The sequence below is a fragment of the Flammeovirgaceae bacterium SG7u.111 genome (genome assembly GCA_034044135.1).
GTDB lineage: Bacteria > Bacteroidota > Bacteroidia > Cytophagales > Flammeovirgaceae.
Genome location: CP139021.1, coordinates 1504325 through 1525281, shown reverse-complemented (window position 1 = coordinate 1525281; position 20957 = coordinate 1504325). Strand labels below are relative to the sequence as shown.

Below are 20957 nucleotides of genomic sequence, written 5' to 3'. Positions count from 1 at the left end.
ATAAATACCTACAAAAAACGATCTTCAGGTAAACTTTTTAATTAGGAGGCATTGTCGATTAGCTAAAGTTTTTTAGGCGGTTTGTTAAGTTCAATGAAAAAGTTGGTTGTTAACTTTAAATGTAGTTTCAATAAGTGTATAGATTGTGATTTCTTAGAACTTATCAGAAAGCTAATATATTCTGAACATTGTATTTTACGTTATTTTTTAAACTTATTTTGGTAATATAATTTTATGTTTTAGTGGCGATGAAGAAACAAATCATATTGTTTATTATTAGTACTTTCCTACAAGTAAATTTGGTCGCTCAAAAAGTCGAATGGCCTAATATGCTGACTTGTGATGAAAGCATTATTCCAAGTTCCATCTCTGTTGACCCGTCTAATAATGTTTACATCACGGGAAAATTTAGCGGTACAGCAGATTTTGATCCAGGTCCAAATGTAGCAGAATTATCATCAAAAGGTGCTAGTGATGGGTTTATAGTAAAACTTGATGCACAGGGAGGTTTCCAATGGGCTAAAAGGTTTGGTGGGAGAGGTGGAGAGGATATTGGAAATGATGTTGTTACCGATTCATTGGGCAATGTATTTGTTGTTGGAGAGTTTCAAAGCGATGCTGATTTTGACTCAATAACTATTTCGGCAACTGCACTTGCAGACTCTTTTGTACTAAAGCTGAATTCAAGTGGAGATATAAGTTGGTTGAAACAGTTGAATGGTAGTGATATAGTGATCTCTACAGCAATCACACTCACTTCATCGGTAGATCTATTGATTACTGGAAGATTTAAAGGCAGTCCCAATTTTTTTAATAGAAAAGTTTCTACATATGGAAATTATAATAACTACGACATTTTTGCACTAAAAATGGATTCTGCAGGAAACGTGTTATGGGCAAAACAGCAAGGGGGTAGTGGTGAAGATAGTAGTGAGTCCATCACTACTGACTCTTTAGGAAATGTTTTTATAGCTGGTTATTATTATAGCACATCCAAAAACGACCCTGAGATTGGCCAAGCTAAATTCGCTACATCCAAAGGGTATGATATTTTTGTTATGAAATTGAATAATCAGGGAGAATTTTGTTGGACACATACTTTTGGTGGAAATCACTATGATTACGGGCATTCCATTGCCACCGACCATTTGGGGAATATAGTTGTTGCTGGAGAGTTTGCCGGTCTCGTTGATTTTGATCCAGACTCTACAGTTTCATTACTGGCTTCTTACAATATTGGTTCTGAAACAGATGCTTTCGTTTTAAAGTTAGACAATTCAGGGAAATTCTTATGGGTAAAACAATTTGGTGGTTTAAATTCTGATTATGGAAGCTCGGTTGTAACTGACCATAATGGCAATATTTATTTAGCAGGAGACTTTTGGGAAAAAGCTTATTTTGGTGATTATGAATTAAATGCTGGCGATTATATTGATTACAGGGATGTGTATGTATTAAAGCTGGACAAATCTGGAAATACTTCATGGGTCAGACATATAGGTGGTAAAAGATGGGAGGAAGGGCAGGCAATAGAGGTAGGACAAGATGGAAGCGTTTTTATTACTGGGAATTTCGAAGGGACTATTGATACAAATACAGGCTATTTGAGAGAGGAAGCTAAAGCTGAAAAATATAATGATACTTTTGTTTTTAAGCTAGAGTCTTGCCCTATCAACATAGTAAGAAGAGATACTGTTGCCATTTGTGATAGTTATACTTGGATCAATGGGAAAACTTATACTCAGTCTGATGATTCGATTGCTTATTCGGAAGTTGATATGAATGGTTGTGGTTTGACCTATGTGTTGAACTTGACGATATTAAATTCAACCACAATTGATTCTGTAGTAGCATGTGACAGTTATACTTGGCAAAATGGTATCACGTACTCTGAATCTACCAATTCACCAACACACACACTTACAAATCAGCATGGGTGTGATTCTGTTATCAACCTTCATCTCTCCATCTTCTCAACAACCATTAAAGATGAAATATCAGCATGTGATGCATATACGTGGATAGATGGTACTACCTATACCGAATCAACTGATACTCCAAGATATGTTTTTACAAATGTTGTAGGTTGCGAAACCGTTGCTACATTGGATTTACGAATCAATCATCCCACCCGAAAAGCAGATACTGTGTCGAATTGTGGACCTTTTACTTGGGTAGATGGCGTGACTTATTTTGAGTCAACTAATGCTCCTGTATATGCCCTTACCAATACGATGGGTTGTGACTCTCTAATGACATTGAACCTAATAGTTAATGCGGTTGACACATCGGTAACTATGGACGAGTATTCACTAGTGGCAGGGGCAAATGGGGCTGCTTACCAATGGTTGGACTGTTGGAGGAACTATTTGCCAATCAGCGGAGAAACAAGTAAGGTATTCACGCCAGAATTTATTGGTAGCTATGCGGTTGTGGTAACAGAAAATGGTTGCGTCGATACTTCTTTATGTGTTCCTGTTGCCGTAGTTGGAATTGTGGAAAATAGTATTTCAGATGAACTGACCATTTATCCCAACCCAACGGATGGTGATGTTTCCATTAGTCTGGGGACTCGTTTGCAAGACATAGATGTTGTTGTCTTGGATATGGAAGGAAGAATAGTACTGACAGAAAAGTTTGTTAATACCGATATTATTGATTTTTCTTTATCAGGTAGTTCTGGGGTTTATATCATAAAACTGGCTGATCAGAAGGGGAAATCAGCTGTTATTAGGGTGATTAAGCAATAAGTTCAATAATACGTTTTGATTAAATATACTTGTTTTTTTTATGCAAAAAAATATACTAACCGTAGCATTATTGCTGGCTTTCTTTACTGAAAACTCATTTTCTCAAAAACTCGAATGGTTAAAAAGTATAGGAGGAAATGAGTCTGATTACGGGCATGCTATCACTCATGATAATTTAGGGAACATATTCATTACTGGTTTTTTTTATGGTACTGCAGATTTTGACCCTGGGCCTGGAGTTAATGAACTTACTTCAAGTTATGGAGACGCCTATGTGGTGAAATTGGGTCCAAATGGTAGCTATAAATGGGCAAAAAACTTAGGTTGGGGTCATGCAAATTCTATAACCACAGACGACGATGGTAATGTGTTTATTGCGGGAGAGTTCCAAAATAAAACAGATTTTGACCCAGGGCCTGGTATATTTGAGATGACTACTGCAGGCTTTATTGATGTATTTATCGTAAAGCTTGATAACCAAGGGGATTTTGTTTGGGCAAAACGTTTCGGTGGTGAAAGCTCAGACCAAGTGAAGTCAATTACGGCAGATCCATCTGGGAATTTATTGTTAACTGGAAATTTTACCAGTACAGCAAATTATAATGAAGTCACAAGCATCACTTCTGACGGTATCATAGATGCTTTTATAATGAAATTAAATACCGATGGAGATATTATTTGGTTAAACCAGCTTGGGGACAGAAGTGGCTCTGTAGTTGGGGCTTCAATTGCAGCTAGTGATGATGAAAGCGTTTATTTGACAGGACACTTTACAGGAGTGGTAGATTTTGACCCAAGCCTAGGGTCACTAAAAAAGATAAGTACTCCAGATGTTATTGAAGCATTTGCCTTAAAATTAAGTAAAAGTGGCAAGCTTTTGTGGGTCAATCATTTTGGGAGTAAAGGAGATGTAAATGGTTCAAAAGTAGGGCAGGCGATAACAGCAGATAATCATGGTGATATTTATGTGACGGGATACTTTGGAGGAGAAATCGATTTTGACCCTCAAGTTAATTTAGATAGCTTGGTTTCTTTAGGCAATCATGATGTTTTTGTCGTAAAACTGACTTCAGATGGAGCTTTCCAGTGGTCGAAAAGGTTTGATGGAGGAGGATATGAAAAAGGGTATTCAATCGACACAGACCTTGCGAGGAATATATATGTAGCGGGTACTTTTAGAGGAAACGTCGAATTTGGAAGCAGAACACTTATTTCTGAAGGAGATGATGATGCATTCGCCTTACAGTTGGATTCAGAGGGTAACTTAATATGGGCAAAACGGTTTGGTGGTAACAAAGAGGACAGAGGAACTTCTATATCTATAGATAATGTTGGTAATGCAAGCATAACAGGCTATTATAGAAGTACAGCTTCATTCAATCCAATTTCTAAAAAAACAGAAGTCAGTTCTGTGGCAACTACCGACATTTTTATTTTGAAATTAGGAAAATGTACTTCTGTAATTGAGACAAATGACATAATCACAACTTGCGAACCTTATATCTGGAGAGATGGCATTACATATACTGAATCAACTGACTCGGCGATTTATTTATTAGCCGATGCAGTTGGTTGTGATTCTATATTCACCTTGGATTTGACGATCAACTACCCGACATATGGCAGTGATATTTTGACTAGTTGTGAACCTTATACTTGGATCGATGGAGTGACCTATCATGAATCGACCCCATTCCCTACTTATACTCTAACGAACTCGGTTGGTTGTGACTCTATTGTTACATTAAACTTGACCATCAATACAGCTGATGCGTCAGTAGCTGTTGATGGCTATTCACTTGTTGCAAGGGCGAGCGGTGCTTCTTACCAATGGTTGGATTGTGACAGGGGGTATTTGCCGATTAGCGGAGAGATTGGTAAGAAGTTCACACCAGAATCAGTTGGGAATTATGCTGTTGAAGTAACAGAAAATGGTTGTATCGATACGTCAACTTGCATTGCAGTAAACATAGTAGGAATATTAGAGAACTCAATTTCAAATGAGCTGATTATTTACCCTAACCCCACTGTAGGTGATGTTTTCATTGATTTTGGAAAAACATTTCAAAATATAGATGTTGAGGTCTCAGACCTAAAAGGAAGAATTGTTTTAAAAGAAAAATATTCCAATAAGGAAATTGTTGATTTTACTTTATTAGGAGAATCTGGAGTTTATATTGTTAAGCTATCCGTAGAAAAAGATAAAGAAGCTGTTATTAAGGTTTTAAAAAAATAGCACAGCGCTGGCAAGGCACCTATCCCAAGTTACCCAATGGAAAAACCGAGCTAATCCTCCAGCCCGAACCCAATGTACTGCTGGTAAACGGACTTGGTGGGGCTGGCATGACCTTGTCGTTTGGCTTGGCGGAGGAAGTGGTGAAGGAGTTTGTGTTGTGAGTTTTCTTTTTCCAAATGAGAAGCACTTCTCTAGCCTAGAGTAAATGTGCTGCCGATATTTGAGAATCTCAATTTCATTTTAAATAGTTTTTAGAGCCACTTGTTACTATAGTTCCTCAAGCCAAAACGTCTCGCTCAGATCTATGCGGTCATAAACCAAGACAGGAAATATGAAAAAAACTATACACATACCCTTGCATAAACCATAAGACTAGTGGGTTTTAATCTTTTTTCAGCGATCTGATTTGCGACGGCGACATTACAGTTTCGTAGTGTATTTTATACCCCCAAATATCTCCTTTTAAAAGGAATTCATTCTCGTGCAATTTTCTTTTCTCATAATGTTTTATACATATGGTGTCGTTTGATACATAAATATCTCTTATTTTCCCTTCAAAAGTTTTCGAAATAATAACCGACATATTGCCATTATCCAATTCAATAAAATCATCACTATCATTTGTTAAATAACTATAGTGATACCAGTTTATAGTAATATCGTTAAGTGAAATACTTTTTGACATCATTTTTTTATCTATACATGATGTTAGTAGAAAAACACTTAATAAAAACATAATAACTTGATTCATAATTATAGTTTCTGATTTGTTTAATAAGAAGGAGTAAGAGGTATATGCCCCCGTGTTTCAAAACACTTTCTGTATGTATATATATGTGCCAGAATATTCATGCCCCCCTCAGCCCTGATCGTCTGCTCAGGTCTTGACCGCATTGGTTTTGTCACAAACTTCATCGTCTAAGTGCATTTGGTTTGAAAGATAAAACGTTCCCGTTTACCATGCCATGAAGCATGTTTGCTTAGCCTTTTTGTTGGCTATAGTTTTTTATTCTCAGTCCCATATTTCTGGGCGTTTAATCCCCATTGTTCTTAAATATGAAAGGAATTGTCCTGCGTGGATAGATTCGTGATACCCGATCCGCAATAAATATTTTCCAAGTACTTTCTCTTTACCATTGCCTGGATGAATAATTTTGATTGTATCTAATTCTTCCTTCGAAAACCGCCTAACACTTTCTAAGAACCTTTCTCGATAGGGTTTGGCAAATCCAAGTTCATCATCCACACTTACAAATGGTCGGTTTTCCCAAGGTGATTTATAATTTGTCATATCACCTTGGTTGACAATAATGTTCCATCCATAATCGGCTTCCAATACGTGCCTTATCATTTCTATCGCACTCATTGCATTCTTGTCAGGTCTCCAATCGTAATGGCTCTCGGGAAGTCCATTCCACAGTATTATACTTTTTCTCCTTATTTCTGTAAAGTTTAAAATTATGAGTTCGGATTGGGTCATTTAGTATTCTTTTGAAAATAACATTCTACATTAAAACCAACCTTTAGTATATAACAAGCAGGCTTTAAAAAGCAATAAACTTTCGAAACCATCAAATACCTTATACACCGTGTTAAAGATATTTTTGTATTTTATTATACTCTAAATATTCTAGACCTGTTATTTTTTCAATATCAAATCGCTCTTTTAAAGTTTTGCTAATCATCGTGAAATATTGAGCTCCAGATATCTCGAACAAATCGTATTCAGAGAAGTTTCTTCTCAAGAATATATTTTTGTATTTCATGGCCTTGTTGTAAGGTAAAGCCTTTTTGGCTTCTAGGAGTTCTCTTTGAGAATTGAATAATTTAATCGAATCGGTTTTAAAAGGTGGTCTATTGATATAAATTTCAATTTCTGTTTTGCCGTAATCAATAAAGTCTTCAGATTTAGATATAAAATGTAACCAATAGTAGTATTTGGAAGAGTTAAAAACCTTTATCGGATAAAATCGATGTGGAGGAAGGTTATATTCTTTAAGGATTGACCTTAGTTTTTCACTAATTATAATTCCAAAGTCCAATACTGCACTGTCAAGAACATCCGTTTCGATAGCATTTGGGTGAATATCTAAAGCAAAATTAGGTTCGAAAGCAGGAAATTCATCAGGTTTAACTTGTCTTTCCGAATTAAACGCATCAATATGAAACCCAGTTCGAGAGATTCTTGAAGTTTGTGGATAGTATCCGATTATTTCAATATCATTTGATCTGCCTATGCTAAAGTAATCCATTTATTTTTTGTTATTTTTACATACACACAATCGTAGTTACACTGCACCACATACATCTCTTATAGGTTATCCTCCTAAAGATAATATAGAAAAATCACTTTAGTTTTTTAGAACTTTTACTTAAACCAAAACTTTTAAGAGTTGGAGGACATTCTTTAAACTGCATAATACTTACTTTCCTCATAAGTTATACAAAACAGAGCTTGAGGTACGCATCAAAAATTTCTTTAGCCACGTTTGGTATATATTAGTTCACATGAGCTACTCTATTTTTGACCTTAGCATAGTCAATTCTTAAGGGAAGCCTTTTTTCATTTAGGGCTGCAAAAACGAAAACCCCTTCTATGGCTTTTTCTCGGTTGTCACCATACATTTCTTCTACAAAGATCTCTACTTTTATTTTCAGTTTTAATGAGCCAGCCCTTTCTACTCGCCCTATTACTTCCACAATAGAATCAGGAGTCACCGCTTTCAAAAACTTGATATTTTCAGTATTGACCGTGAACATTCGTTGGCGTGTGAACCGGGTGGCTGTTATGTAGGCAACTTCGTCCATCCACTGGAGCGCCTGACCGCCAAATAGTGTTTCGTTTGCATTAAGCGTATTTGGAAAAACAGCTTTAAACTGGCGCGTTTCACTTAGTTTTATTTGCTCTTTCATAGTTGTTTCGAAATAAGATAGATGACCAAAGGTATAAATATTATGAACATATGTTCGTAATATTTTTGAATAATAAACATATGTTCATTATTTTTGCTTGAAAAATGGAGCAATGGCACGCATTAAAAAGAATAGGTCGGTACAAATGCCTCCAAATTTCTGCGGTTTCAGACCAGAAGGGGGACATTCTAACAATGAAAAAGTTGTATTGGTCAACTTTGAAGAATACGAGGCATTGAAGCTTTGTGATTATGAATTGCTCACCCAAGCAGAAGCCGCAAAACTGATGGCCGTTTCCCGCCCTACATTCACGCGCATTTACGAAAGCGTGCGGCGTAAAATAGCACAAGCATTTATAGAAGGGAGCGCCATTCGGTTTGAAGGAGGAAATGTGGATATCGCTAGTTGGTATAAATGCGCAGCCTGCAACATCACTTTTACGCTGGTCCAAAATGCCCCAGAAACCTGCCCATTTTGCAAAGAAAAAACAATCACCAAAGCAAGCTGAGGAAATGAAGTATGCCATAGCAGCAAATGACAACAAGTTGGACACATTCGTAGCCCATCACTTTGGGCGGTGTGAGTGGTTTTGTATCTACGATGATGAAACCAAAAGAAGCGAATTTGTAGAAAACTCAGCCCGTCAGAAAATTGAGAATGTAGGATATGAAGCTGCATCTCTTTTAATTGAAATAGGGATAAAATCAGCCGTTTCAGGTCGTTTTGGAGCCAAAGTAATAGAAGCTTTCCGAAGCCATAATGTACAAATGATCATTCCCGAAACAGAAAAGAAAATTCAAGAAATCATTTACCAAATAAAATAAGGAATCATGAAAGTAGCAGTTCCCACAAGAAATGGGCAAGTTGAAGATCATTTTGGCCATTGTGAAGCATACGGTATTTTCACCGTTGGCTCAAACAACAAAGTCGAGCACTTTGAGGTATTTCCGTCTACGCAAGGGTGTGGTTGCAAAAGCAATATCATATCGCTATTGAAAGAAAATGAGGTGAGCGTGATGCTTGCCGGAAACATGGGAAATGGAGCATTGACTAAGCTGAATAATCATGGAATAGATGTTTATCGGGGTTGTAGTGGAGATATACTTCAAGTAGTTGAGTTCTACCTAGAAGGGAATATCGATGATTCGGGAGAGAGCTGTACCCAACATGAACACCACGGCAAAGAGCACAACTGTGCGCATTAAAAATAAAAAGCCATCGCAGCTTCTGCTGCGATGGTAATGATTGGACTATTAGGTTAAGTGGATATTATTCTTTCACTATTTTCCAAGAAAAACATGCGCCAGCCTTGTGGTCGGGGCGAGCGCCACGGGCATTGGCATTGCAAAGGTTGCCCGCATACGGATCAACCGCCACATAGCGATGGTTGAACAGTGATAACAGCATAATGTCCCCGGTGAGTGTATCTTCCCACTGAAAAGTAGAAGCATCTCCTTGGTCTTCTTCCTCCATACGTACCTCGGCCATTCCTGCCATTCCCTTCACAGTTACAAACCTGCCATTTGCTACCGATTGCAGGGCAAAGCGTCCGTTTCCTCGATCAAGCACTTTAAAGTGGGAGGCATTTCCTTGGGCAAACGGGCTTTTCAGATCAACTGGGCGGAGGTGGTTTCGCCAGTTTACCAAAGTAGTGCTATCGGCTACACTTTCTAGGCTGATTGTTTTTCCATAAGGAATAGGCCGGGTAAGTCCTTTGTAGCGAGGTTCGTCTACTATAAAGCTATCGAAGTCGGCATCGCCACCTGCTTTGCCCAAAGTGTTGTAATTGAAAAGCGTATAACGGATTCCTTGAAAAGTTCTTAGCTGGTAAGGCATCAGTACTTCGCCGCCTATTTCGGTGAAGTTTTCACCATCAAAACTGTAGCTAAATGTGGAAATATCAGTATCAAAGTTTCCATAAACTCGTAGCCAAATTTCCTCTTGTGGCATTTCCTCCGTAATCAACTTTTCTTCTTGTTGGTTGTAGAACTGAAGTGCTAATCCGTCTTCGGTTTTGGCAACACCCAACCAAGCATAAGGCAAGTTCAAGATGGCCAACCCTGCAATATCCCCTTCTTTCAGTTTGCCAACCTCTAGCTTGGTAGTGGCATAGGATTCTGGTCCGATTGCTCGCTGCGTGAGTGAATTTCGTGCATGCCAAAAGGTTTCCGAAGGAAGGGAAGACAAGCGCAAATAGCCTTTCCTTTTCTTCAGCGACCATTTCTTGTCTACTGGCGTATGATTCCATTGCCAAATAGGTTTCAGCTCTGTGCCGCTAAAGTTATCGTCTCGTTCGAAAAGCGCTTTTGGCTCAGAGGTAAATCCTGTATTGGGTTTTATCCAAGTTCTAGGATTTCTAGTCAAGTTGCCCGGAAGCCCAAAATATGGCCATCCATCTTCCCAAGTCACTGGTGATATTCCCGTAACCCTGCCTATGGAATTATGATCCAACATAGACCACCCCCACCATTCTCCTGACTGGATTTGAACAATCCCGCCTTGGTGCATGGGAATGCAACCGACATGATTTTCAGGGTATCCGATAATATTATAAGGAGGGCCACCTGCGGTATTGAAAACGCGTAAACGCTGTGCTACACCAAAGTTCTCCTTGGCACTCATCACATTTACCTCATAAGGTCCATAAGGGTTATCTGATCGAAGGCAGACCTGGTAACAAACAGGATCGTAGTTCGTATTCGTGATATAATACTTCCCATCTATCTTATAAATATGGCTTCCTTCGCCTGCACCGCTTCCTCCTTCAATAATGACTCTTTCCGTACCTGGGACTACGTCCATTAGGTCAGAGGTAAGCTCCACCATTTTCACTTCGTTGTATCCCCAAACGGCATAGATTTTTCCATCATCATCGAAAAGAATAGTAAGGTCATGCAACTTGGCATTCATAGTTTTGTGTTCCCATGGACCTTTCGGGTCGGTTGCATAGTAAATCTGTGTACCGTAGCCGTTTACATTCGAAAAAATGTAAAAAGTATCTTGGTGAAAACGGATACACGGCGCCCAAATGCCTTGTCCATAAAAATCCTCACCGTTTTCCATAGTTAACCTTGGAACATAATCTAAGCGAGGAGCTGCGTAACTAATCAGCTCCCAGTTCACCAAGTCTTTGGAATGCAGGACGGGCAGGCCTGGCATGGTGTGCATGGTAGTACCCGTGAGGTAATAATCGTCGCCTACACGGATCATATCCGGGTCGGAAAACTCTTCGTAAAACAAGGGGTTGGTAAATGTCCCATTTCCATTATCAGATATCCAAGTTCCGTCTGTATCGGCTTGTTTTACTTGCGAAAAAGCTACTTCTGTAGTGAATAATCCTGTAAAAAGGAGAAATAGTAAAATGGGTTGGTTCCAGGCGAAATATCCTTGTAGGGGGATGGTGATTTTTTTCATTTTCTATCAAAGTTAAATGGGTAAAAACAAAAGTTTTGTTTTCAAATTTACATATTTGAATCATAAAATGTATAAAATACATTTATTTATCCAAATACATGCCCCCCATCAATTGAAACCATAAAGTACTAAAAACAGCTTTCCCCTTGCCAGCCTGAGCGTGCTGGCAAGGAGAAAAGGTAAAATTACACTACCGAAGAGTCTAATAATTCGCTTGGATCAGGCTTTTGTTGCCTGTATTTTTCCATTCTCAATTCCAGCTGACGTTTATAAGCATCCCAGTCTTCTATGGTCGTTCTTGCCACTCCCGAGTCGATAGCAGCTTTTGCCACGGCTGGGGAAACGGTATAGATCAACCTAGGGTCGTTAGGTTTGGGTATGATGTAGTCTTTTCCGAAGGAAAGTGTTGGATCATTGTAACCTTCTTTTACTACATCGGGCACAGGCTCTTTTGCCAATTCTGCCAACGCAAGCGCTGCGGCAAGCTTCATTTCTTCGTTGATTTGGGTTGACCTTACGTCGAGCGCCCCCCTGAATATATAGGGAAACCCAAGTACGTTATTCACTTGGTTAGGATAGTCGCTTCTTCCTGTTCCCATAATCACATCGCTGTTTGCCGCAACGGCATCTTCATACCTAATTTCAGGATTAGGATTGGCCAAGGCAAACACAATTGGGTTCGGAGCCATGCTCTTGATCATCTCTTGGCTAACAATATTCCCTTTCGAAAGACCAATGAACACATCAGCACCAGCCATTGCTTCGGCTAAGTTTGTCGCTTCGGTTTCTACCGCAAAAAACTGTTTGGTTTCTTCTAAGTTTTCGCGGGAAAGGGTGATAGGGCCTTTGCTGTCTAGCATCAAAATATTGCTTTTGGCAACCCCAACGGCAATAAACATTTGGGCACAGGAAATAGCTGCAGCACCTGCTCCGTTTACCACCACCTTCACTTTATCAATAGCTTTTCCGGCAAGCTCACAAGCATTTATAAGCGCAGCCGTAGTGATGATGGCCGTTCCGTGTTGGTCGTCGTGCATCACGGGGATATCCAGTTCCTTTTTCAACCGTTTTTCAATCTCAAAACATTCGGGCGCTTTTATATCTTCCAAGTTGATAGCCCCAAACGTAGGGGAAATGATTTTTATCGCTTTTATCAATTCTTCCGTATCCTGCGAATCCATTTCTATGTCAAACACATCGATGTCCGAGTAGATTTTCAGGAGCATTCCTTTGCCTTCCATTACAGGTTTAGAAGCCATCGCACCAATGTTTCCCAAGCCAAGAACGGCAGAACCATTGGAAATTACCGCCACCAAGTTTCCCTTTGCCGTGTATTTATAAGCATTTTCATAGTCTTGCTCAATTGCCAAACAAGGTGCGGCAACACCGGGGGAATAGGCAAGCGATAGGTCATTTTGGGTATGGTACGATTTGGTAGGGATCACCTCTATTTTTCCTGGTTTATCATCTGTGTGGTAAAACAGGGCTTTGCTTTTTAAGCTTTCCATGTTAAAAACTGGGATTTTAGTTAAAAAAAATGACGATGAAAGAGTATCTCGCACTTAGAAAGTGTCTGGAAAAATACTTTTTATACAATTTTCAAACAGCTTCTTTGGCAGATAGAATAAATCAACTTTACTCTACACAAAGTAACAACATTAATCAAGAAAAAGAGGTGACAAAAATCAGCCAAACTGTAGGATTTATTATCAATAAAAACTTAAAAAACGTGGTTTTGGAGGTACGTTTGACTGATATGAAGGGGTAACTTCCATCTCAACACATACTATCTTATATATTGTTACCATTCAATTAAAAAAAACTCCTTTTCCCCTCAAGTGTTGGAAATCAGATTTACATCCATACCTTTGGCTGGGCTAAGTCCCAGAAAATCAAAAACAAACATTTAAACAGGTACAACAATGGGAAAAGGACAAGATGCCAAGAAGAGTGTAAAAAAAGAACCTACCAAAACTCCGAAAGAGAAGAAAGCGGAAAAGAGATTGAAAAAGGAGAAAAAGTATTAATTCTTGCCCAACAAAATATGATGTAGCATTATGATTTCACATGCTACCCTTGCTTGGACGGAACGAACATTCCGGCCAGTTGGCAGCGTAGTTTAAATTCGGACTAAAAAAAACGCCTGCCTCATTTAGTATGAAACGGGCGTTTTTCATTCCAAAAACTTCTTTTACTGACAAAATACACTGCTGGCAGCTTGATCTGTATCCGTTGCCACAGAACTTTCTACCGTATCGAGGTACAATACAATTCGGTCAATGGCAAACCCATTGGAGCGACCAGAAATTTCGATAGTATACCTACCCGCTTTTTCAAAGGTGGCAAAGATATCATGGGCGTCATGGTCGCTCGTTTTTGCCTTCCAATCCCATTCCCCTAGCTTGTTCTGATATACTTTAAACCAGCCTTCTTTGGATGAACCTTTAGGATTAGGGGTTTTACCCGTGTCTTTAGGATAGACGATGCTTTCATTTTTCAAACCATAAAAATCAGTGGCATCCGCCAAACGCAACCAAGCGTCGTTACTTTCAGAAGGGCTATCCCCTTCATTTATCCTCGATCTCCATTGAAAACGATATGTACCTGGAGTTGTAATGTTGACATTGAATTTCATCAGGCCCTTGCCTGGCGAATTATTTTGGTTGCCCCCTTCCCACTGAAGATACGAAGTGCCAGTAAAGCCAGCTACATCCGTTTTTTTGACCCAGCCTTCTCCTATTTCTGTATTTTCAATCTCTATCACCACCAAGCCATCTTGTTCTTCAAACACGTACTTGCTCACATCTGTGCAACTTTCTTTCTCTTCAGAAGGATCTTCGGAACAAGACCAAAAAAGCGAGGACATCAGTGTAATTAAAAGCGTTAGCGTTAGTCTTTCTTTGATTCGGATACTCATTAGTTTGTCGTTTATATGAAAATTAGTTATTGAATTGTTTGATCTTATTGCGTAGCGACTACGATAGTTTATCTCAATTCTCTTTTTACAACTTTAAAACAGGATCAACTATTCTATCTGCATTGTTTATTTTATATGAATTATGGAGAATGTAAAGAAGGCGTAACTTTGCAAATCCTCATTGAAGTATGATTTCAAGAAGGATTTGTAGGAGTATTACAATCCAGAAAAAGTTTGATGCGAAAGATTATACACATAGTGGTTGTCATAGGAATTCTCGTCTTAGGGTATACCTATATCAACCACAAGGCAACATATGAACCCGAGGGAATCTCTATCGACAAAGAAATCTACCCCGTTACTGGCCTAGATTTATCTCACCACTCTGGAAAAGTTGATTTTGCGAAGCTAAAAAACGACAACATCGATTTCGTCTATTTGAAGGCAAGTGAAGGAGCAGACCTAAAAGATAAAAACCTTGAAAAAAATTACCAATCAGCGCATAGCAATTCTGTAAGGATCGGGTTTTATCATTTCTTCAAATTTAATACATCTCCTATAAAACAAGCTCAGTTTTATTTGTCGGTAATAGAAGGTAAAACGTATGAAATGCCGCTGGTGATAGATGTTGAAGACTGGGGAAATAATGCATTGAAATCACAAAAACAAATTAGAAGAGCTATCGAAAAGTTCATCAATTATGTAGAAAAGCAAACGGGGTGTAAAATGATTATTTATACAAACTTGTTGGGCTTCAACTCCTATATAAAAGGTGTGAGTAAAAATAAAATATGGCTCTGCTCATTTCGAAAAGATGAGAAATTGAGTGGAAAGTGGCTGTTTTGGCAACATTCGCATAAAGGAAAATTAGCCTATGTAGAAGGTTGGGCAGATATAAACACGTTCAACGGCTCTAGGGAAGAGTTTGAAGTATTTCTAGCTAATTATTGTAATTAGGGCGTTGTCCACCGCATCTTCGCAGTCACCAACCAAGACAGGAAATATGAAAAAGTTTATACCCATGCTCTTGTATAAACATAAGCTATAAGAGTAGTTGGAAAAAACACAGGTTAATCTTCTTTTTCCGCATCCAACTCGGCCATTCTTTTTTTGTATTTGTCTACATCCCAAGTTGCTCCCCAAAACTCCAAATAACTTCCCATAGGTTCTACACCCACCTTCATGCGCCTTTTATCAACATTTTCAGGATCTATCATTGGGTACGGATAGAATTCGCCCGAAATAGAATCTTGTGTTATTTGAGTGCCATACACCTGTTTATTGCCAAAATTCTTAGCTACTCTATCTTCCAAATAAGCCAAATTGGATAGACTCGCCTCCCCTTTTTCTGCTGCCACTCTTAAAAACTTTAAATAATCACGCTGCTTTTCGGGGAGTTGATCTGCATGCTGAATAACTAACCATAAAGTAACACTACCTGCCTCTCCTATGACGCTTGTCCCAAGCCAACCTCGTTCATCCAATATTTTCGACACCTTCAAGAAGTTAAGAGAATCAGCTTCTTGGAGATTTTGAATAAGTACTTCCCATTCTTCAGAATCTGTACCATGTTCCTTCCTCATTTCATCCATTTGTCTCCTATACTTTTGGTCTTCCTCTCTAATGGAATCAAGTATCGCTATTAAAGGTTTATCATAGTATTTTTCAGCTTCTTCTTTATTCGCTTTTATTTTGGATATCAAGTCATTCCAACGTTTATCTGAATGAAGAATAGCTAAGTCAGAATCAGTTGTAATATGATTATAACCTTTGTAGTTTTTTTCAACTAATACTAACAAATGATAAAAGGATTTTTCGACATCTCCTACCAAAGCATAACAACAAGCTGTATTATACCAATCAGATTTATTTATGTATCCTTCATAATCCTTTAATAATTCCTTATACTTTTCTGCAGATTTCCTATATTCCTTTGACATCAGCAAACCCAATGCTTCTTGTCTTAAAGAATCAGATTTCATAAAATCGACTTGCCCAAAAAGTGGATTGCAAAACAGAACAAGCAGTACTAAAAATTTCGATTTCCTCATGGTTAATTAGGTTTTAATGGTTCAAAAAGTTAACTAAGTCAGTGAAATCCATATTAAAGACCAATTCAAACATTGTACCTGATTTAAAAAATATATTGTTTAACAACAATCAAAAAAAATGGTTCGGCTTTCCCCACTTGTTTGCTAACTTGAGCGCCAGACCACAAACCTCTATTTAGCTATGCTATTTTTTAGAAATACCCTTGCCGCTCTAGCGCTTTTTTTATTACTCTGTTTTCATGTTCTAGCACAAGAATCAGACTATACGTTGATAAAAGCGAAAGCCATTTTTGATGGAAAAGCCTTTCATGAAAACAAAGTTGTACTGATAAAAGAAGATAAAATCATCGCCTTTGACGAAGCTTCGAAAATCGATGTTCCCAAAGGTTGCAAGGTGCTCGACTTCCCTGAGGGAACGTTGATGCCGGGCATGATCGAAGGACACTCCCATTTCCTGCTCCACCCCTATAATGAAACTTCTTGGAACGATCAGGTGCTGAAAGAATCTTACGCAGAAAGAGCCATCCGAGGAGCGGTTCATGCACAAAAAACCTTGGCTGCTGGCTTTACCACCGTTCGGGACTTGGGTTCGGAAGGAGCTTCCTATGTGGATGTGGGGCTGAAGGAAAGTATTGATAAAGGGATCATCCCTGGGCCGCGAATGATCGTGGCTGGCAAAGCGATCGTCACCACGGGAAGCTATGGCCCCAAAGGCTTTGCCGAGCACGTAGAAGTGCCCCTCGGCGCAGAACCTGCCGATGGCATCGACGATCTTACCAGAGTGGTGCGAGACCAAATTGGTCACGGAGCAGATGTGGTAAAAGTCTATGCAGATTACCGCTGGGGGTTACACGGGACGGCAAGCGCTACTTTCACTCAAAAAGAATTAGAGCTAATTGTTGAAGTTGCCCAAAGCAGCGGCAGGCAAGTAGTTGCACACGCATCCAGCGAAGAAGGGATGCGCCGAGCTATTTTAGCTGGAGTAAGCACCATTGAGCATGGCGATGGCGGTACGGCAGTCATTTTCAAACTAATGAAAGAACACAATGTCGCCTTGTGCCCTACCTTAGCGGCAGGCGATGCCATCATGCAATACAATGGCTGGAAGAAAGGAACCGACCCCGAACCTGAGCGAATTACTAATAAGAAGAAATCTTTTAAGCTAGCTCTTGAGGCGGGAGTAACGATAGTTGCCGGCGGCGATGTAGGTGTTTTCCCTCACGGAGATAATGTGCGGGAGTTGGAAATGATGGTGGACTATGGAATGCTGCCATTGGACGTTTTGAAATCTGTCACTTCCGTCAATGCAGAAACTTTCGAAATGGATCAGTTCTTCGGACTGGTAAAACCCGGGCTTTTTGCCGATTTAATTGTGGTTGAAGGAAATCCAAGCGAAGACATCAGCAAGCTAAGAGAAATCAAACTGGTGATGAAGGGAGGGGAGATTTTGGGAGGAAAATCAAAATGATTTAGTCAAAAAAAATACCATGAACAAACTCAACATAACTTTTCCCCCAACTGATTCGGAAAAAGCAGCTATCGGCTTTGAGGTTTCGGCTGGTCAGCATTGGTACTTATCTTCCGATTCGGGCTTATTTGTCACCAACCTTTTTGAGTGGCTGGAGGGGAAGAAGTTCTTGCCTCATACCCTTATTTCCTTGGAAGAAAATGGGCATTTGCACAAGGGGCTTTTGTTCGTTAAAAAATTCATTAAAACCGTTCGCTTTTCCACAAACTACGGGCAAACGGGCGAGTATTACCAACAACGATATCAGGCAACCGATAACGAAGACATTATTGAGTTGAGGGACTTTTTGGATGTAGAAAATAATGCTTTCATGGCCAAAATGCTTCGGCTTATGGGACTCGACAAGCTGATGCAGGAATCGCTAAATATGCTTTCAACTGGGGAATACAAAAAGGCGTGTATCATAAAAGCAGCGCTGTTGAATCCTCAAATCATGTTTATTGAGGATCCTAACCCAGGGTTAGATCGGGAAGGGCGCGCACTTGTCAATCAACTTCTCTCGCACATAGCGGACGAGGGCACAACCATTGTGACGGTGGGCTCGGGAGAAAAAGCACCTCCGTTCGCTACGCATTGCATGCTTATCCAACAAGAGAAGGTCATTTATTCGGGGATCAAAAAAGGTTTTCCTACTCAAAACCAAATAGAAGTTCCAGCCATCTCATTTCCAATACCCGAACAGCGTAACCGACCTTTCACCCATGCACTCAAACTGGTAGATGTGAATGTGAAGTACCAAGACCGATTAATTTTAGATGGGGTAAACTGGAGCGTAGCCAAAGGAGAGAAATGGCAACTGATGGGGAATAATGGGGCTGGTAAGTCATTGCTACTTAGCTTGGTGTATGCCGACAACCCTCAAGCCTACAGCAATAATATCTCAATTTTCGATCGGAAAAGAGGGACTGGGGAAACCATTTGGGACATAAAGGAAAGCATCGGTTATTATTCATCGGAAATGTTCCGCTATTTCAACAAGTCGCTGACGGTGGAAAAGAGCCTCCAAACCCTTATTTTCCACCCCTACAAAAAGCGAATATTGACTTCTGAAGAACAGCAGTTTCAGGAAGACCTGTTACAATTATTTGATCTATCGGACAAAAGGCAGAAAACCCTGCACGAGCTTTCGGCGGCAAACCAGCGAGTGGCAGTATTGATAGGTGTACTCCTCAAAAATGCTCCACTCCTCATTCTCGACGAACCTTGCCAGCACTTTGACCAACAACTAACAAAGAAATTCCTCGCACTCATTGATAAGTATGCGAAGGATAGAACACTGATTTTTGTAACGCACGACCCTACCGAACTACCTGTGTGCATAAACAAACGATATTTGGTTGAGGAAGGGAGGGGCACTGATTGGATAAAAAAAACGATGACATCGCTTTGAGGCGATGTCATCGGTAAATAATTGAAGTAAGAAATCCTCCTACTTCGCTGCTTCTAGTTTCTTTTTTTCCAAAAACTCATCGTACGTGCCTAGGAAATCGGTGAAACCGTCTGGTCTCAACTCAAGCACTCGGTTGGCAATGGTTTGCGTAAAGGTGTGGTCATGCGAAGTGAACAAAACCGTACCTGGAAATTCTTCCAAAGAGTTGTTGAATGCAGTGATAGATTCCAAATCAAGGTGGTTAGTAGGTTCGTCTAAGATGAGTAAATTTGCTCCTTGCAACATCATCCTAGAGACCATACACCTCACCTTTTCCCCTCCAGAAAGCACATTACATTTCTTCAACGACTCTTGCCCTGAGAAAAGCATTTTACCCAAAAATCCACGGATATACGCTTCGTCTTTTTCACCTTCCGAGTATTCTCTCAACCAATCGATGAGGTTGTCGTCCGATTCGAAGTAAGAAGAGTTATCGTTAGGCAAATAGGCTTTGGTAATAGTCGGTCCAAATTTGAACTCGCCTTCGTCAGCTTCTTTTTCTTCCATCAACACTTGGAAAAAAGTAGTTACCGCCAAGCTGTCATTACTCACCACGGCAATCTTATCACCTTTGTTCACAAACAAATCTAGGTTTTTAAAAAGATAGCCTTTCTCCCCTTTTTTGCTGAAATCGTGCATTTCGAGGATCTGGTCACCAGCTTCCCTATTTTGGTTGAAAATAATGGCTGGATATTTCCTACTAGAAGGCTGAATATCTTCCAAGTTGATTTTTTCCAACAACTTTTTCCTTCCCGTCGCTTGCTTCGACTTAGAAGCATTGGCACTAAACCTGGCAATAAATTCCTGAAGTTCTTTCTTCTTGTCCTCTGCTTTTTTGTTGGCAGCCGAACGCTGAGAGAGCGCCAACTGGCTAGACTCGTACCAGAACGTATAGTTACCCGTGAAAAGCTTCACTTGTTTGAAATCGATATCGACCACGTGGGTACACACCGTATCTAAGAAGTGACGGTCGTGACTCACCACTATCAAGGTATTTTTGAAATCCAACAGGTAATCTTCCAACCAAGAAATGGTCTGAACGTCCAAGTCGTTGGTAGGCTCATCGAGGATAAGGATATCCGGGTTGCCAAACAACGCTTGGGCAAGAAGTACCCTTACTTTTTCGCTACCGGTGAGGTCTTTTACCAATTTTTCATGCTTCTCTTCGGCAATTCCCAGCCCGCTAAGGAGCGCTGCTGCATCAGATTCAGCATTCCAACCGTCCATGTCGGCAAACTCCGCTTCTAGCTCCGAGGCACGATGACCATCCGCTTCCGAGAAATCAGGCTTAGCATAGATCGCATCTTTTTCCTGCATCACCTCCCAAAGCACCTTGTGGCCCATAATCACCGTCTGCAAAACAGGAGTTTCGTCAAAGGCAAAATGGTTTTGCGAAAGCACCGCCATCCTTTTACCCGGCTCTATCGTGACCGAACCCGAGTTAGGATCGATCTCACCCGATAAAATTTTGAGGAACGTAGATTTTCCAGCACCATTGGCACCAATTACTCCATAACAATTGCCCGGGACAAATTTGATATTTACTTCATCAAACAGCACACGTTTACCGTACTGGAGGGAGATATTATTTGTTGAAATCATAGCTTCTTTTTTAAACGAAGTGCGAAGTTAAGTAAAATGCTGCTCATCAGCATTGTCCAGTCCTATACTTTCAGTTTTATTTATACATCAAGCCTCAAAGTAAATAGTTCGTTAAAA

16 protein-coding genes and 1 pseudogene are annotated in these 20957 nt (G+C 39.8%); 9 read left to right on the top strand and 8 right to left on the bottom strand.

The genetic code is table 11. From position 1 onward, the window contains the following. The first annotated feature begins 248 nt into the window (after nucleotides 1-248). Both R9C00_05985 and R9C00_05980 read left to right on the top strand, forming a co-directional pair. Complete coding sequence (locus R9C00_05985) at nucleotides 249-2750, top strand: SBBP repeat-containing protein (GenBank protein ID WPO36990.1); 2502 nt, start codon at nucleotides 249-251, stop codon at nucleotides 2748-2750. Between the two features lie 40 nt (nucleotides 2751-2790). Continuing rightward, the gene (locus R9C00_05980) at nucleotides 2791-4986 is read left to right on the top strand and encodes an SBBP repeat-containing protein (GenBank protein ID WPO36989.1); all 2196 of its coding nucleotides are present in this window, start codon (nucleotides 2791-2793) and stop codon (nucleotides 4984-4986) included. A gap of 1012 nt (nucleotides 4987-5998) precedes the next feature. Here the strand turns inward: R9C00_05980 and R9C00_05975 are convergent. From R9C00_05975 to R9C00_05965, 3 genes are all read right to left on the bottom strand, one after another. After that, nucleotides 5999-6466: a DinB family protein gene (locus R9C00_05975; GenBank protein WPO36988.1), complete on the bottom strand. Its 468-nt coding sequence runs from the start codon at nucleotides 6464-6466 to the stop codon at nucleotides 5999-6001. Nucleotides 6467-6578: 112 nt separating this feature from the next. After that, the gene (locus R9C00_05970; GenBank protein WPO36987.1) at nucleotides 6579-7238 is read right to left on the bottom strand and encodes a hypothetical protein; all 660 of its coding nucleotides are present in this window, start codon (nucleotides 7236-7238) and stop codon (nucleotides 6579-6581) included. A 247-nt stretch (nucleotides 7239-7485) separates the two neighbouring features. Next, nucleotides 7486-7899, bottom strand: coding sequence for a hotdog domain-containing protein (locus R9C00_05965; protein WPO36986.1), 414 nt, complete (start codon nucleotides 7897-7899; stop codon nucleotides 7486-7488). 112 nt (nucleotides 7900-8011) lie between these two features. Between R9C00_05965 and R9C00_05960 the strand changes: the two genes are divergently transcribed. From R9C00_05960 to R9C00_05950, 3 genes are read left to right on the top strand one after another with little or no spacing between them, the layout of a single operon-like run. Beyond that, complete coding sequence (locus R9C00_05960) at nucleotides 8012-8407, top strand: DUF134 domain-containing protein (GenBank protein ID WPO36985.1); 396 nt, start codon at nucleotides 8012-8014, stop codon at nucleotides 8405-8407. 4 nt (nucleotides 8408-8411) lie between these two features. Further along, nucleotides 8412-8723, top strand: coding sequence for a NifB/NifX family molybdenum-iron cluster-binding protein (locus tag R9C00_05955; protein WPO36984.1), 312 nt, complete (start codon nucleotides 8412-8414; stop codon nucleotides 8721-8723). Nucleotides 8724-8729: 6 nt separating this feature from the next. Next, nucleotides 8730-9104, top strand: coding sequence for a NifB/NifX family molybdenum-iron cluster-binding protein (locus R9C00_05950; GenBank protein ID WPO36983.1), 375 nt, complete (start codon nucleotides 8730-8732; stop codon nucleotides 9102-9104). A gap of 64 nt (nucleotides 9105-9168) precedes the next feature. Here the strand turns inward: R9C00_05950 and R9C00_05945 are convergent, their stop codons facing one another. Next, nucleotides 9169-11313, bottom strand: a complete 2145-nt coding sequence (locus R9C00_05945) for a glycoside hydrolase 43 family protein (protein ID WPO36982.1) — start codon at nucleotides 11311-11313, stop codon at nucleotides 9169-9171. A gap of 245 nt (nucleotides 11314-11558) precedes the next feature. Continuing rightward, nucleotides 11559-12821: pseudogene (locus tag R9C00_05940) on the bottom strand (malic enzyme-like NAD(P)-binding protein). A 35-nt stretch (nucleotides 12822-12856) separates the two neighbouring features. Here R9C00_05940 and R9C00_05935 point away from each other — a divergent pair. Then, entirely contained in the window at nucleotides 12857-13081 is a 225-nt protein-coding gene (locus R9C00_05935) for a hypothetical protein (GenBank protein WPO36981.1), read from the top strand. A gap of 423 nt (nucleotides 13082-13504) precedes the next feature. Here R9C00_05935 and R9C00_05930 read toward each other — a convergent pair whose 3' ends face one another. Continuing rightward, nucleotides 13505-14230 (bottom strand): hypothetical protein, encoded by a 726-nt coding sequence (locus R9C00_05930; protein ID WPO36980.1) that lies wholly within the window; start codon nucleotides 14228-14230, stop codon nucleotides 13505-13507. 237 nt (nucleotides 14231-14467) lie between these two features. Here R9C00_05930 and R9C00_05925 point away from each other — a divergent pair, with 237 nt between their 5' ends. Beyond that, the gene (locus R9C00_05925) at nucleotides 14468-15187 is read left to right on the top strand and encodes a GH25 family lysozyme (protein ID WPO36979.1); all 720 of its coding nucleotides are present in this window, start codon (nucleotides 14468-14470) and stop codon (nucleotides 15185-15187) included. Between the two features lie 113 nt (nucleotides 15188-15300). Here the strand turns inward: R9C00_05925 and R9C00_05920 are convergent, their stop codons facing one another. Then, nucleotides 15301-16281: a DUF6624 domain-containing protein gene (locus tag R9C00_05920; GenBank protein ID WPO36978.1), complete on the bottom strand. Its 981-nt coding sequence runs from the start codon at nucleotides 16279-16281 to the stop codon at nucleotides 15301-15303. Nucleotides 16282-16462: 181 nt separating this feature from the next. Here R9C00_05920 and R9C00_05915 point away from each other — a divergent pair, with 181 nt between their 5' ends. Then, nucleotides 16463-17749, top strand: a complete 1287-nt coding sequence (locus R9C00_05915; GenBank protein ID WPO36977.1) for an amidohydrolase family protein — start codon at nucleotides 16463-16465, stop codon at nucleotides 17747-17749. A gap of 19 nt (nucleotides 17750-17768) precedes the next feature. Then, nucleotides 17769-19199, top strand: coding sequence for an ATP-binding cassette domain-containing protein (locus R9C00_05910; GenBank protein WPO36976.1), 1431 nt, complete (start codon nucleotides 17769-17771; stop codon nucleotides 19197-19199). Nucleotides 19200-19238: 39 nt separating this feature from the next. Here R9C00_05910 and R9C00_05905 read toward each other — a convergent pair whose 3' ends face one another. Next, nucleotides 19239-20840, bottom strand: a complete 1602-nt coding sequence (locus R9C00_05905; protein ID WPO36975.1) for an ATP-binding cassette domain-containing protein — start codon at nucleotides 20838-20840, stop codon at nucleotides 19239-19241. Between the last annotated feature and the right edge of the window lie 117 nt (nucleotides 20841-20957).